Source organism: Soehngenia sp. (assembly GCF_055108775.1).
This window is the reverse complement of record NZ_JBSQIL010000002.1, coordinates 31,801-46,603: the sequence shown is the minus strand read 5'-3', so window position 1 is coordinate 46,603 and position 14,803 is coordinate 31,801. Positions and strand designations below refer to the sequence as shown.

Here is a 14,803-nt window from a genome sequence, read left to right as displayed (position 1 = left end):
CTCCTTAAATCAAGCTATAATTCTTGAATCTCCATGCTTTACTTTAGACATTGTCAATAGTGAAAGCAATGAAAAAACTACTGCATAAGGGAAAAGTATTCTATAACTTAAATTATCGATCAAAATACCAGATAATATAGGTGTAAGAATTTGAGCAGACATTGAAAATGTGTAATAAAGACCTGTATATTTACCTATATCTGTTGTTTTACTCATTTCAACAACCATCGGATAGGAATTTACATTTATACTTGCCCAGCCGATTCCGGTTAAAGCAAAAATAATGTTAATTATCGGAGAGAATTCAACAAAGAAAAATGCTAGAGCAAATGAGCTACCCATGAGAACTATACCAATCATTATAATTTTTTTCTACCATATTTAGTTGAGATGAATCCTACAGGAATGAAACTTAGCACAGCAGCGATAGTAGCCACTAACAATGCATTTGCAAAACTCCCTCCTTGCATACCCCAAACTACATTAGCATATCTCGAAAATGCTGTTGTTACCGCATTGTAAGCCATGAACCATAAAAATATTGATGCTAGAATTAAATATAAACTTTTTTTCACATCTTTTCCTAATTCATCATTAGATGCGGGTTTTTCATAATCTTCTTCTAATAATTCATTTTCTGAAACCTCAATTTCTTTAATTAATTTATTTTCTCTTATAGTTACAAGCAAAACAGTTACAGAAATTATCATAGTTAAAGCTACAGCTAAAAAGACGATAAAGTAATTAGGATTTTCATTAGAAGGGGTAAGCACCGATATATAAATAAGAGTTAATACTCCACCCAATGCACCCATTAAATTGATTACTGAATTTGCTTTGCTTCTTAAAGGTTTTTGAGTAAGATCAGGCATTAAAGCTACGGTTGGAGATCTATAAAAGCTCATTGCTAACAATACAATACCTAAAGATACAAAGAACAAAGTAAAATTACCATTATATGCAGCATTAGGAATGATCATCATAAATATGACCGATACCAAAGTTCCGATTAAAATGTAGGGAGTTCTTTTTCCTAATGGACTTTTAGTTCTATCTGAAAGCATACCGAAAAATGGGAGGAGAAATAGTGCTAATATATTATCTAAAGCCATTATTACTCCTATTAACGAATCTCTTATAAAAAAGTTATTTTTCAGGATCAAAGGGATGATAGTGTCATATAATTGCCAAAATGCAGATATTGATAGAAATGCTAAACCGATAAAAAAAGTTCTTTTATAATTAAGTTTCAAAATAACCCTCCTCATTATTTAGCCTTAAATTATAATTATGATATTTAATACCCTAATAATAGTCATAAAATCTTTTTTAAAAAATTATATAATTAATATTGTTTGACAACATAACTTTGCAGTATTAGAATGAAGAAGTATTTTATTATAGGAGTTGATATAATGGATAAGAATATTTGTTACTTTATTAAACCTGAAAAACACACTAAAAAGGAATTAATTAAGACATTAAATGAAAATCCTCAAATAAAGTTTGTATCATTAGCAGGAGTTGACTTAATCGGGCATGAAACGGATGAAAAAATTCCAATAAGCTTATTTTTGAAAAATATTGACGTATTTCTAGAAAAAACAGCTGTTCAAACAGATGGCTCTTCAGTATATCTTCCAGAAATTGCTACTCTAAATGACGCAAAACTTGATATGAAAGTGGATTTAGATGTTAATTGGTTTGTTGATTACAATTATGACAACATTGATGAGGAAACAAACTTGCCTATAGGAACTCTAAAAATACCTGTTTTTTTAGTTCATGACAGAGAGGCTGTTTGCTCAAGGTATATATTAAAAAAAGCAGTATCATATTTTGAATCTGAATTATTAAAATTAATTAAAGAAAATAAAGAGCAATTCAAAGAGTTTGGAATAAGCAGTAAAGATATAGAAAAAATAGAAATAACATCAGCTACAGAACTTGAATTTTGGGTAAAAACTCCAGAATATGAAAGGAACTTAGAGGAACTGACAAGCTCTCAAGAATTACATGAACAGTACTGGGCAAAGACTAGAGCTGAAGTACGGTCTGCATTAGAGAAAACATTGATTGAAATGGAAAAGTATGGCTTTCATCCTGAAATGGGGCATAAAGAAGTAGGAGGGGTAAAAGCCAAATTAAATCAAGATGGTTCACTTTCTGGTATTATGGAACAATTAGAAATTGATTGGAAATATGATGAAGCTATTCAGACAGCTGATAATGAAATGTTTATAAAAAACATCATAAGAGAGATTTTTAGACAAAATGGGATGGATGTAACTTTTTTGGCAAAACCAATCCCGGGGGTAGCAGGTAGCGGTGAACACACTCATTTTGGAGTTATTGCAAAATTAAAAGATGGCAGAAGTTTAAATTTATTTACACCAGCTAAGAAACATTTTTTAAGTAAAATTGGATATGGTGCTCTGATGGGGATTTTAAAAAATTATGAAATAATTAATCCTTTTATAACATCATCAAATGAAGCTTTCAAGAGATTAAAGAAGGGATTTGAAGCTCCCATTTGCATTGCTACTTCGCTAGGAAAAGATTTTGACACACCTTCTAGAAATAGAACTATTTTGATCGGTTTGATTAGAGATGAAGAAAATCCTTCGGCAACTCATTTTGAACTAAGAAGTCCAAATCCCCATACAAACACATATCTCTGCATAGCAAGTTGTTTAATGGCGATGTTGGATGGTATAAACTATGCAATATCAAACAATGTAGATGAAGATAATTTATTAAGAGAATTATCTAAAGAATATGGAGAAGATGCAAATTATTTGGAAAAAAATAGGGTATATAGAACAGAGAATAATATTTTTGATGATTTTACAGATGAAGAAAGAGAGAAAATGTTTGGTAAAGTTCCATCAAATGTTTATGAGAATGTTAAATCTTTTGATGAACAAAGAGAAAAATTGGAAGTCTTATTTAACGGTGATGTATTCTCGTCAAAAATAGTAGATAGTTATAGGATAGCTATAATTGATAAATGGTTAACTGAGTTAGAGTATAGAATTATTCCGAACTTTATGAAAGACATAAGAAATTTTAGAATCCTGCATGATATTAACACATCAAATGAATTAGATATACTCAACTGGGCAGAAATTGACAGACTGAGAAATGAACTAATGAAGGATTCGGTAAATGAAAAGAGTTTATTCACTCAAATAAAGGTAGCTATAGAAAACAGAGACTTAAATTTAGTCTCAGAATTACAGAATGAGATATATTTTAAAATGGAATATTTAAAATCATTATATGGGCGATATAAAATGAATTTATTGGATATTTAAATTTTAGCTTTGGAGGCAAGTCTTATGAAGAGATATTTTATCGTAGTGATTATTTTGCTTATATTGGCTTACCCAGTATATATTTTAATATTACACACTATGGACCTTTCTAGAAGTTTTGAAAAGGATGGAGTAAGATTTGTCTCCAAAGTAGACGATAAGTATTTTTATGTATATGAGAATGGGGATTTTAACAAATTCTTTATTAAAGGAGTAAACTTAGGTGCTGCAAAGCCTGGATATTATCCTGGTGAATTTGGAATAACAAAAGAAGATTATAAAAAGTGGTTTGAGCAAATTTCAGATATGAATGCTAACACCATCAGAGTATATACTATTTTGATGCCAGAATTTTACGAGGCATTTCTCGAATTTAACAAAGGCAGAGACAAACCACTATATTTAATTCATGGACTTTGGATTAATGAAGAAGATATATCAAATTATATGGATGCTTTCAATCCAAAATTAAAAAACGAAACTATCGACGAAGCCAAAACATTGGTAGATGTGATTAATGGAAATGCTAATATTCCATTTCAAAATGGCAAGGCATATGGTATTTATCAAAGTGATATATCAAATTATGTTATAGGGTATATATTGGGTATTGAATGGGACCCTCAATTTGTTATTGAAACTAATGAGAAAAATTCATCAAAGAATTTTTATTCTGGTGATTTTCTTTACACAGAAACAGCGTCTCCATTTGAGGCTTTTCTATGCGAATTAGCAGATGAAACTATTTCATATGAAACAACTAAATACAATAAACAACGTCCAGTAGCTTTGAGCAATTGGCCTACTACCGATCCTATCAAACATCCAAACGAACCATTGGAGACAGAAGATATGGTAAGTGTTAATGTAGAACATATCAAATGGAAAGACACATTTTTGCCTGGTATGTTTGCTTCATGTCATATATATCCATATTATCCTGATTTTATGAATTATCAAAAAGAATACATTAATTATGTGGATGAAAAGGGGAAAATAAATCCATATCGAGCATATCTCGAAGATTTAATTAAGGTTCACTCTATGCCAATAGTAGTAGCAGAATTTGGTATACCAAGCTCTAGAGGTATGGCACATGAAAATATATACACTGGATATAATCAAGGATTTGTAGAAGAAACAAAACAGGGGGAATTTTTAGTAGATATGCTTGATGACATCAACAAGTCTGGATATGCTGGAGCACTTATATTTAACTGGCAAGACGAATGGTTCAAGAGAACTTGGAATACTATGGACTTTGATAATCCAGAAAGAAGGGCATTCTGGTCAAACATTCAAACAAATGAGCAGATGTTTGGATTATTAACATTTGAGCCAGGCACAGAAGAAAGCATAATTTACAATGATGGAGACTTAACAGATTGGGAAGGAATAAATTCATATGGTGATGAAGAATTAAATTATTCTGTTCATAGCGATGAAAGATACATTTATCTTAAGATATTAATTAATAAATTCGATGAAAATAATGATAAACTTTTTATTGGAATTGATACTATAAAAAACCAAGGCAATAGAAGAGCGATAGACTTTGGGATTGATTTTGACATGTTCGCTGACTTTCTAGTTATTATAGACGGAAAAGATAATTCAAGGGTTCTCGTAGACTCTTACTATGACACTTACTATTTTGTTTATGCACATAACTTAGGGTTTGAAGAAAGAAAAATACAATTAGAAAACAGAAACTCTGGATATTTTAACAAAATATTTCTGGCATTAAACAGACCACTATTTTTGCCAGAAGATGAAATTTATTTACCTATGCAAAAATATGAAACTGGAAAGTTAAGACATGGTATTGGCAACCCAAATGATTATAATTTCGATTCTTTATCAGATTTTTATATCAAGGATGATGTTATAGAATTGAGAATACCTTGGATGTTGTTAAATTTTATGGATCCTTCTAAAAAAGAAATTATTTCGAACTTATATAAAGAGGGTATAAATGGGAATAATATAGACAAGATATCGTTTCAATTTATATTAGAAAGAGATTTTTCTAAAAAAAGAACAGATATATTTGATTATACTTATGATAATTGGGATATGCCTACTTATCATGAGAGATTAAAGAAGTCCTATTACATTGTTCAAGATGCTTTTAGTAAATTGGAGTGAATGAGATGAGAGATTATATTTTATTTTTGTTTAGAAATGAAACAGATGAAAGCATAATCGAAAAACTATCAAAACTAAATGTAGAAAGTGTTTTTGTTGATAGCAATATTTCTAAATTCATATCTTTGTTTGACCCTTTAGCGCTTATAGTAGATGATTTTACATTGTTTTCAAAAGAGAAAATAAAAACAAATCTACCAAAGATATATATATCTAATGAAGAAAATTTATGTGATGATGTTGAGAAAAATGATTTTTTTATTTTGAAGAAAGATAATATTTATGAGATTGTTAATTTAGTCAAACTACTAAAGCAAACGAAGGCTAACATATATTCCTTTAAAGAAAACATATATAAAAAGGAAATAGGAGAAAGTTTTTTATCAGGATTTTTGCAAATAAAGTCAGCAAACATTAAAAATAAATATTTAATGATTACGAAATTCATCTCAAAAAAGGATTATGCTGATTCTAAAACAATAATAAACCAAATCTACGAAAGCATCATTAAAATGATGTATATATATGACTATACCACAAAAGCTCTTTTTAATTATAGAGTAGATATAGATTCATTTGCTTCATTTTATATTAACTTAGATTTAAATAATTTTACAAAGAATTTAAAGGAAGTAATTTCGAGATTTAATTCAGAAAATAAATCAACAGAAAATATCGAATTAAAATTTAAAATAATAAAAATAAATGGAGAGACTCTCCCAGTAGCACATTATAATTTTGAAGAAGAAGAGATTCTAAACAATGACATAATTATCGAGTTAAACAATTCATATAATAGAAGGATTATATTGATAGATGAAGATAAAATAATAAGAAGTATTTTAAAGGCAAGGTATTTAAATAAGGGTTATGATGTTTTAGAATTTGACGATTTAGCAGAAGCATTGAAAGTTTTGGATAAAGATTCTTATGGTGTTATCATAACAGAATTTTACACAAAAAATATGAATGCAGATGATTTTTTGTTAAGACTAAAAGAATTAGAATTGAATATTCCTGTTATTATATTAAGCAGTCAAAAGAATGAATCAAGTGTAAATAGATTGTTGAAATTAGGTGCAGTTGATTATATTTACAAACCTTTCTCACCAATTGAATTGGATGCGAGATTGGAAAAATTATTGGAATAGGTGAGAATATGGAATTTGTGATTATATACTCAATAATTATATTTTCTATCTTGATAATATCTCTGTATCTTTATCTTTTTTATGAAAGGGTTAAAGAAAAAAGGAGGAACAGGGCAATTATTAAAAATGAATCGGCTATAGAACAACTATTAGATAACATAATTTCAAAAATAGAACAACAAGAAATAAACGATGATGAAATTTATGCATTAAAGTCCTTGTTAAACGATGAACTAACTGCGCAAATTTTAACAAAGAAGTTTATTCATTATATTGAAAGTTTTCGAGGAACATTTCTTCAAAGCATAATCAATTTATCTGAAGAAATAGGACTAGTAGATTATCAAATAAAAAAGCTCAATACTAGAAATGTAAATGATAGGATCTTAGCAATTAAGAATTTAGGGGAACTTAGAAGCAAAAAGGGCTTAGAACCGATATTGAAAATGCTAAATAGCTCCAATCCTGAACAAATATATTCAAGCTTAAAAGCAATTTCAAACATAGGAGATGAAGAATACTTCATAAAAGCATTTAACATGATTGATGAGAATATCATCTTAAGTGAAAGAAGTTTGATAGAAATAGCAGATAGCTTTAAGGGAGATAAAAGCAAGGTATATTTAGAATTGATGAAATCGGACAAAGACTTTGTCTCAACAGTTTTCATAAAATCTGCTGGAAATTTTAGAGATTCAAAATTGCTTGATGAAATATACAAATTCTTAAATGACAAAAACAATGAAAAGAAAATAGCTGCAGTTAGAGCTTTTGGCAACATTGGTGATAATAGATATCTAGATGACATCATAAAACTTTTAGATAGTGATTCTTGGGAATTAAGGGCAACATGTGCTAAGGTTTTGGGTCAGATAAACGATAAAAAAGCAATAGAGGCATTAGTAGGGTTGTTGAAAGATGAAAATTATTATGTCAGAAGAAATGCAGCAAATTCTATAATACATTTAGATGGAGGATTAGAATCTGCTAAAGAAATACTTCAAGGTGATGACAAGTTTGCAAAAGATATTATAATAAATGCAATTGAAACTGCTTACTCTTGGAATGAACTTGTAGAGTATGATAAAAAAACATCAGAACCTAAGCTCACTAAATTAATAACAGATTATATTGAAAATGAATAACAGTGGGAGAAATTGCTTATGATAACTAATTTTGTTTTGGGATTTAACTTTTTTATTATATTTTATGTATTTATAATCAACTTTATTTATTTCATTCAATTGATATTTGCAATATTTAATTTATATGAATATATTGAGAAAATCAAGTACTCAGACTATAAAAATTATATAGTTTCGGACAACATGATACCAATTTCGATTCTAGTTGCTGCATATAATGAAGAAAATACTATTGTTAACAATGTTGACTCGCTTTTAGCATTAAAATACCCTATGTTTGAAGTTGTAGTCATTAATGATGGTTCTAAGGATAACACCTTAGAAGATTTGAAAAGACATTTTGAGTTAGAAAAAATCAACAAACCCATCCATAAAAGAGTAGAGACCAAGAAAGTAAGAGGTATTTATGAAAGCAAAAAATATTCAAATTTGATTGTCATAGATAAAGAAAATGGTGGGAAAGCTGACGCATTAAATGCTGGAGTAAATATATCTAGTTATCCTATAGTTGCCTCTATAGATGCTGATTCTATTTTAGAATCAGATGCACTTGTAAGGGTAGTTATGCCTTTTATTGAAGATAAGAATACAGCAGCTGTCGGCGGCATAGTAAGAATAGCGAATGGCTCAAAGATTGTAGATGGAAGAGTAGTAAATGTAAATATACCCAAAAGCAAACTAGCGAGATTTCAAATAATAGAATATCTTAGGGCTTTTCTAATAGGCAGAGTAGGCTGGGATGCTATCAATTCAGTTTTGATAATATCTGGTGCTTTCGGAGTTTTTAGAAAGGATATTTTGGTAAAAGTGGGAGGGTATGCTCATACTATTGGTGAAGATATGGAGTTAGTTCTAAAAATCCATAAATATTCCATGGATAATAAATTAAATCTAAGGGTTAAATATATCCCGGATCCAGTATGCTGGACTCAAGCACCAGAAAATTTAAAGGGCTTAAGGACTCAAAGGAGAAGATGGCAAGTTGGTTTAATGCAGAGCTTGTTTTCATATAAAAGCATGTTGCTTAATCCAAAATACAAGCAAATAGGACTATTTACTTTACCTTATTATTGGATTTTTGAGATGTTAGGGCCACTAGTAGAAACATTAGGGTATATATTAATACCAATTTCATACTTTATTGGCCTATTAAATATTAAATACTTAGTGCTCTTTTTTAGTGCATCGATACTTTATGGAATAATATTATCTTTAGGAGCATTACTATTGGAGGAATATACATTTAATAAATATCCTTCTATAAAGCAGATTTTAATTTTATCGATTTTTGCAATTTTAGAGAATTTTGGATTTAGGCAGCTAATGACATTATATAGAACAGAAGGGTTATTTAGATACAATTCACTAAAAAACAAATGGGGCTCTATAAGAAGAACAAAATTTAATTGAGAGGATTAAAATCCTCTCAATTTTTTTAAGTCATTTTTACTATATTTTTACCTTTTTTCTTTGCTTTTAATAACTCTAAATCTGCTTTTTCAATAGCTTTATGATAATCATCTTTTACCTCATCTTCTTCTATTTCATAAACTCCAAAACTCGCAGTTATTTGGATTTGTATATCGTTATAAGTTATTTTAGTATTTTCTAAATTTGTTCTTATCCTTTCGGCAACTTTATATGCATTTTCTAAATTTGTATTATTTAGCACTATTATGAATTCATCTCCACCAAATCTAGCTATCCAGTCATTTTCTCTAATATGAATTTTCACTAGATTTGTAAAAGATTTCAAAACTTCGTCTCCAACTAAATGTCCAAAAGAATCATTTATATTTTTAAAATTATCTAAATCAGCCATTATTACCGAAATAGGAGAATTATTTATTGCAGATTTATATATGTCCGAAGGAAGAGTATTTTGAATATAAATTCTGTTATAAGCCCCAGTGAGAAAATCTAGAGATGCTTTATTGTTTAATTCATCAGCACTATTTAGTAGGTCAATTTTTATATCGTTTTCAAGGTCTTTTATCGTGAAAGAATTAGAAGAATCCTTGATGAATTCGACAACAAGCTTATCATTATTTATCCATATAGGCACTGCCATTACAATAAATACTGTATCACTTTTTTGTTCAATTTTAACACAAGTAGTCTCGGAATTATATGATTTCATTGAAACACAATTTTGACATACATTATTTTTTTCCCAGTAGCTATAGCACTTCACATCATCTAACATCTTCTCTGAGTTATCAGACTTAAAATAATATATTTCCTTCGTCACAGGGTTAATAATCCTTATTGCATCATAGATGCTAGATAAGGTATCTACAGTATCCATTAATGATTCTATATTCAAAAGTTTTGACAATTAAATCTCCTCCCTATTAGACAAATTATACTAAATAGTTGTAATAATTACAATATAAAAATATTTTAATATTATGTTAACTTACATTATTTATCTAGCAGAACTTTCATTGGAAAATAAATTTAGAATGCTATATAATTATTGTTAGATTAATTGGGATGGTGAAGATATGAATTATTTAGACGGACTTAATGATAATCAAAAAGAGGCTGTTTTATATAACGAGGGGCCGTTACTTATCATGGCTGGTGCAGGGAGTGGGAAAACCAAAGTAATAACTCACAAAATCGCATATATTATCGATAAAAGATTGGCTAGACCTTCAGAAATTTTAGCAATAACTTTTACCAACAAAGCTGCCTCTGAAATGAGTGAAAGAGTAGAAAAGTTGATAGATGTAGATGTATTGTCAATGTGGATTGGAACTTTTCATTCAATCTGTGTAAGGATATTAAGAAAAGATATAGATAAATTGGGGTACAGTTCAAATTTTACTATTTATGACAGGGATGACCAATTAACACTTATAAGAGAATGCATGAAAGAGATAAATCTTAGTAAGGAGACATATAAAGAAAGTTCAATATTAGCAAAGATTAGCAGTTTAAAGAGTTCAAATATTACTCCAGATGAATATATAAATGAGAATTACAGGGATTTTAGAGAAAGAAATATAGGAGAAGTATATGGATTGTATCAAAGAAAATTAAAGGAATATAATTCTCTTGATTTTGATGATTTATTGATCAAGGCTGTGGAATTATTAAGTAGTGATGCCAATATAAGAAAATATTACCAAAACAAATTTAAATTCATATTTGTAGATGAATATCAAGATACAAATAAAATTCAATATCAATTTGTAAGACTATTAAGCACAAAAGAAAACAATATTTGTGTAGTTGGGGATTCTGACCAGGCTATTTATTCTTGGAGAAATGCTGATATATCGAATATATTGGATTTCGAGAAAGATTTTGATAGGGCTAAAGTAATACTCCTAGAACAAAACTACAGATCAACAAAAAACATATTAAAGGTAGCTAACGAAGTTATAAAGAACAATAATTACAGAAAGCATAAAGATCTTTGGACCGATAAAAGCGATGGAGAGAAAGTTTTTTATGCTGAATTAGAGTATTCAGAAGAAGAAGCATATTTTGTGGCAAATAAAATTCATAATTTGCTATATAAAGGATATAAACTTAATGAAATTGCAATATTATATCGGACTAATGTACAGTCAAGACCGTTTGAAGAGGCTTTTATGTCAGAGGAAATTCCATATAAAGTTGTTGGGGGATTGAAATTTTATGATAGGAAGGAAATAAAAGATATTATTTCTTATCTTAAGTTTATACAAAATCCTAATGACAATATATCCTTAAAAAGGATTATAAACGTTCCAAAAAGAGGTATTGGAGAAGCTAGCATAAAAACATTAGAGGAACTAGCAAATAAATCAAATGAATCCATTTATCAAGTATTGTTAGATAAGAATTTAGTAAGAGAAAACATCACACAAAGGACAGTAAAATCAATAGAAAATTTTTTACAACAAATTAACATCTTGATTGCAAAAAAAGAGTTGCTTGGAGTAAAGGATTTTATAGATGAAGTGATTAATTCGATTGGATATATTGAAGAGCTAGAAAAGGAAAATACTGTTGAAGCGAGGACTAGGCTAGAAAATATAAAAGATTTCTTGTCAGTAGCGCTAAACTTTGAAAACAAAAACAAAACAGGCTCTCTAGAAGACTTTCTAGCTTCTATTTCATTATTATCAGATGTAGATAAGACAAATGATCAAGAAAATGCTGTGTCACTAATGACAGTTCATAGCGCAAAAGGACTAGAATTTAAAGTTGTGTTTCTAGTAGGAATGGAAGAAGGACTATTTCCTATATCTAGAAGTTTAGATAGTGAAGAAGAACTTGAAGAAGAAAGAAGATTATGCTATGTTGCAATAACTAGAGCTAAGGAAAAACTATTTATCACAAGTGCTAAAAGAAGAACACTTTATGGCAATACAAACTATACGATACAATCTAGATTTATTAATGAAATGGAAAATTATTTAGAAATCGATGAAAGAACATCAAATAGAAAATTAGAAAAAGAAACTCAATCTAGAGATAAGCTGGTTGAATTCATAGACTATACAAAAGACCATTACACTCCTAAAATAAACTATCAAAATACAAAAATTAATCAAAAAAACAACAATGTTAATATTGAAATAGGCATGAAAGTCAAGCATCCCAAATTTGGAATAGGCATGATTGTGATGATAAAAGACGATGGAAATGACAAGAAAATCACTGTAGCTTTTGATCAAGGCGGGGTAAAAACTTTACTTTACTCAGTGGCACCTATAACAATATTATAGGAGGGTTAATTTCATGGATCAAATTAATAGAATAAAAGAGCTGATTGAAATAATAGAGGACTTGAATTATCATTACTATACCCTGGATGAGCCAAAAGTAAGTGATAAAGAATACGATGAGCTTTATGATGAATTAGTTAGATTAGAAAATGAGACAGGATTTATTTTGCCTTATTCTCCTACACAAAGAATTGGTTCAGAAATTTTAGAAGGCTTTCAAAAACACAATCATATTTCCAAGCTATGGAGTCTAGATAAAGTTAATAGTTATGATGAGCTGAGAAATTGGGCTAAAAAAATTGAACAGACCATAAACGATTATAATAAGAACAATTTAGAAAAATTGCCTTTGCCAACTTATGTACTTGAATATAAATTTGATGGTCTTACTATAAATTTAACATATGACAACGGAAATCTCATACAAGCTGCCACTAGAGGCAATGGAGTTGTTGGTGAAGTCATTCTACCTCAAGTAAAAACTATCAGATCTATACCTTTAAGGGTCAAATATAAATATAAATTTGAAGTCCAAGGCGAAGCTGTAATGCCTCTTAGTGCATTAGAAGAGTATAATAAAACAGCACCAGAACCGTTAAAAAATGCTAGAAATGCAGCTGCAGGAGCATTAAGAAACCTAGATATAAATGAAACAAAAAGAAGAAAATTAAAAGCCCTATTTTACAATGTTGGATATATAGAAAGACATAAATTCAACACCCATATGGAAATGATAGAATTTATAAGAGATAATAAAATTCCAGTATTTGATTATATTAAACTATATTCAGATATAGATGAATTAATTAAAGAAATTGAATTTCAAAAAGAGCACAGAAAGACCCTAGATATATTAACCGATGGAATGGTTATAAAGATTAACGATTTAAGAACTCGAGAAATACTTGGCAACACAAACAAATTTCCAAGATGGGCAGTTGCATATAAGTTTGAAGCTGAAGAAATAAGTACAAAAGTAATTGCGGTTGAGTGGAATGTAGGAAGGAGTGCTAAAGTAACACCTACAGCCATATTAGAACCTGTTGAAATAGGTGGAGTAACAGTAAAACGAGCAACATTAAATAACTATGATGATATTCAAAGGAAAAAAGTCAAGATAGGTGGAAGGGTGCTTGTTAGACGATCAAATGATGTAATCCCTGAAATTCTAGGTAGTTTACCTACAGATGAACCTACTCAAGAGATTGTTAAGCCAACACATTGTCCGGCATGTGGAAGTGAACTTATTCAAAACGGAGTTCATATTTTTTGCCCTAATTCGATTTCGTGTAAACCACAGCTTGTATCAAGATTAGTTCATTTTGCATCAAGAGATGCGATGAACATAGATGGATTTAGTGAAAAAACTGCACAGATGTTTGTTGATAAATTAGGTATTACAGAATTATCTCAAATATATGATGTGACTATTGATGATTTGTTGAAATTAGAAGGTTTTAAAGAAAAGAAAGCAAAAAAACTTTTAAATGCAATCGAAAAAAGCAAAAAGGTAAAACTTGACTCTTTTATTTATGCCCTAGGAATAACTAATGTTGGCATAAAGACCGCAAGAGACCTAGCACTTAATTTTAAATCACTAGACAGGTTAATGAAAGCTAATTATGAAGAATTGATAAGTATAAAAGATATAGGAGATGTGGTTGCAAGAAACATAATAGAATTTTTTAATGATGACAAAATAAAAACAAGCCTATATAATCTTTTAAAAAAAGGCATAGAAATACAAGAATTAGAAGAAAACAAGAAAGAAACTATATTGTCTGGGAAAAAAGTAGTAATCACAGGAAGTTTTGAGAGCTTTAAGAGATCAGAGTTATCTGAAATTTTAAAAGAGATGGGTTGTGAGGTAAATAATTCTGTAAGCAATAAAACCGATTATTTGATTGTAGGTAGTGACCCAGGTAGCAAGTTAGACAAAGCACAGTCATTGGGGATAAATATTTTAAATGAAGAGGAAATTAAAAAAATTATAGAAGAGTATTTAGAAAGGAGAGAGTCTAATGATTAGCAAAGAAGAAGTTAAAAACATTGCTGAGATAGCCAAGTTAAAATTTGGAGAAGATGAACTAGAAGCATTTACTGAAAAGTTTTCATTGGTTTTAGATTTTGTGCATAACATAAATAAAGTTGATACCGAAGGTATAGAGCCTTGTTACGGGATTAGCGAAGAAAATGGATTTTTCAAAGAGTTAGAAGAAGAACAGACACTAGATAGAGAAGAAGTCCTCAAAAATACGACTGAGTCAGAATACGGATACTTTAAAATATTGAAAGTAGTTGAATAAAGGGGTGGA

Annotated in this window: 11 protein-coding genes; 8 read left to right on the top strand and 3 right to left on the bottom strand. The window is 29.3% G+C overall.

Features of this window, described 5'->3' with window-relative positions; genetic code table 11:
* Nucleotides 1–9 precede the first annotated feature (9 nt).
* Nucleotides 10–360, bottom strand: a complete 351-nt coding sequence (locus ACTB1H_RS00660; protein ID WP_463260898.1) for an MFS transporter — start codon at nucleotides 358–360, stop codon at nucleotides 10–12.
* Complete coding sequence (locus ACTB1H_RS00655) at nucleotides 360–1,253, bottom strand: MFS transporter (protein ID WP_463260897.1); 894 nt, start codon at nucleotides 1,251–1,253, stop codon at nucleotides 360–362. The genes ACTB1H_RS00660 and ACTB1H_RS00655 overlap by 1 nt, the downstream gene beginning before the upstream one ends.
* 162 nt (nucleotides 1,254–1,415) lie before the next feature.
* Between ACTB1H_RS00655 and ACTB1H_RS00650 the strand changes: the two genes are divergently transcribed.
* Genes ACTB1H_RS00650 through ACTB1H_RS00630 form a run of 5 tightly spaced genes read left to right on the top strand, consistent with a single transcriptional unit; the run spans nucleotide 1,416 to nucleotide 9,171 of the window.
* Nucleotides 1,416–3,317 (top strand): type I glutamate--ammonia ligase, encoded by a 1,902-nt coding sequence (locus tag ACTB1H_RS00650; RefSeq protein ID WP_463260896.1) that lies wholly within the window; start codon nucleotides 1,416–1,418, stop codon nucleotides 3,315–3,317.
* A gap of 24 nt (nucleotides 3,318–3,341) precedes the next feature.
* Nucleotides 3,342–5,465: a hypothetical protein gene (locus ACTB1H_RS00645; RefSeq protein WP_463260895.1), complete on the top strand. Its 2,124-nt coding sequence runs from the start codon at nucleotides 3,342–3,344 to the stop codon at nucleotides 5,463–5,465.
* 5 nt (nucleotides 5,466–5,470) lie between these two features.
* On the top strand, nucleotides 5,471–6,616 hold the full coding sequence (locus ACTB1H_RS00640; protein WP_463260894.1) for a response regulator: 1,146 nt from the start codon (nucleotides 5,471–5,473) through the stop codon (nucleotides 6,614–6,616).
* 8 nt (nucleotides 6,617–6,624) lie between these two features.
* Nucleotides 6,625–7,761 carry a HEAT repeat domain-containing protein gene (locus ACTB1H_RS00635; RefSeq protein ID WP_463260893.1) on the top strand — a complete coding sequence of 379 codons (1,137 nt, stop codon included), beginning with the start codon at nucleotides 6,625–6,627 and terminating at the stop codon, nucleotides 7,759–7,761.
* Between the two features lie 18 nt (nucleotides 7,762–7,779).
* On the top strand, nucleotides 7,780–9,171 hold the full coding sequence (locus ACTB1H_RS00630; protein WP_463260892.1) for a glycosyltransferase family 2 protein: 1,392 nt from the start codon (nucleotides 7,780–7,782) through the stop codon (nucleotides 9,169–9,171).
* A 25-nt stretch (nucleotides 9,172–9,196) separates the two neighbouring features.
* Here the strand turns inward: ACTB1H_RS00630 and ACTB1H_RS00625 are convergent, their stop codons facing one another.
* Complete coding sequence (locus tag ACTB1H_RS00625) at nucleotides 9,197–10,099, bottom strand: GGDEF domain-containing protein (RefSeq protein ID WP_463260891.1); 903 nt, start codon at nucleotides 10,097–10,099, stop codon at nucleotides 9,197–9,199.
* 169 nt (nucleotides 10,100–10,268) lie between these two features.
* Here ACTB1H_RS00625 and ACTB1H_RS00620 point away from each other — a divergent pair, with 169 nt between their 5' ends.
* Genes ACTB1H_RS00620 through gatC form a run of 3 tightly spaced genes read left to right on the top strand, consistent with a single transcriptional unit; the run spans nucleotide 10,269 to nucleotide 14,794 of the window.
* Nucleotides 10,269–12,488 carry an ATP-dependent helicase gene (locus ACTB1H_RS00620; protein WP_463260890.1) on the top strand — a complete coding sequence of 740 codons (2,220 nt, stop codon included), beginning with the start codon at nucleotides 10,269–10,271 and terminating at the stop codon, nucleotides 12,486–12,488.
* Between the two features lie 13 nt (nucleotides 12,489–12,501).
* Nucleotides 12,502–14,517: an NAD-dependent DNA ligase LigA gene (ligA, locus tag ACTB1H_RS00615; protein ID WP_463260889.1), complete on the top strand. Its 2,016-nt coding sequence runs from the start codon at nucleotides 12,502–12,504 to the stop codon at nucleotides 14,515–14,517.
* Nucleotides 14,510–14,794, top strand: coding sequence for an Asp-tRNA(Asn)/Glu-tRNA(Gln) amidotransferase subunit GatC (gene gatC / locus ACTB1H_RS00610; RefSeq protein ID WP_463260888.1), 285 nt, complete (start codon nucleotides 14,510–14,512; stop codon nucleotides 14,792–14,794). Before ligA ends, gatC begins: the two co-directional genes overlap by 8 nt.
* Nucleotides 14,795–14,803: the final 9 nt, after the last annotated feature.

What these genes read in the sequence shown, in the direction of transcription:
- ligA (WP_463260889.1), top strand. Translation starts at nt 12,502, where the DNA reads ATGGATCAAATTAATAGAATAAAAGAGCTGATTGAAATAATAGAGGAC.
- ACTB1H_RS00620 (WP_463260890.1), top strand. Translation starts at nt 10,269, where the DNA reads ATGAATTATTTAGACGGACTTAATGATAATCAAAAAGAGGCTGTTTTA.
- ACTB1H_RS00645 (WP_463260895.1), top strand. Translation starts at nt 3,342, where the DNA reads ATGAAGAGATATTTTATCGTAGTGATTATTTTGCTTATATTGGCTTAC.
- ACTB1H_RS00640 (WP_463260894.1), top strand. Translation starts at nt 5,471, where the DNA reads ATGAGAGATTATATTTTATTTTTGTTTAGAAATGAAACAGATGAAAGC.
- gatC (WP_463260888.1), top strand. Translation starts at nt 14,510, where the DNA reads ATGATTAGCAAAGAAGAAGTTAAAAACATTGCTGAGATAGCCAAGTTA.
- ACTB1H_RS00660 (WP_463260898.1), bottom strand. Translation starts at nt 360, where the DNA reads ATGATTGGTATAGTTCTCATGGGTAGCTCATTTGCTCTAGCATTTTTC.
- ACTB1H_RS00635 (WP_463260893.1), top strand. Translation starts at nt 6,625, where the DNA reads ATGGAATTTGTGATTATATACTCAATAATTATATTTTCTATCTTGATA.
- ACTB1H_RS00630 (WP_463260892.1), top strand. Translation starts at nt 7,780, where the DNA reads ATGATAACTAATTTTGTTTTGGGATTTAACTTTTTTATTATATTTTAT.
- ACTB1H_RS00650 (WP_463260896.1), top strand. Translation starts at nt 1,416, where the DNA reads ATGGATAAGAATATTTGTTACTTTATTAAACCTGAAAAACACACTAAA.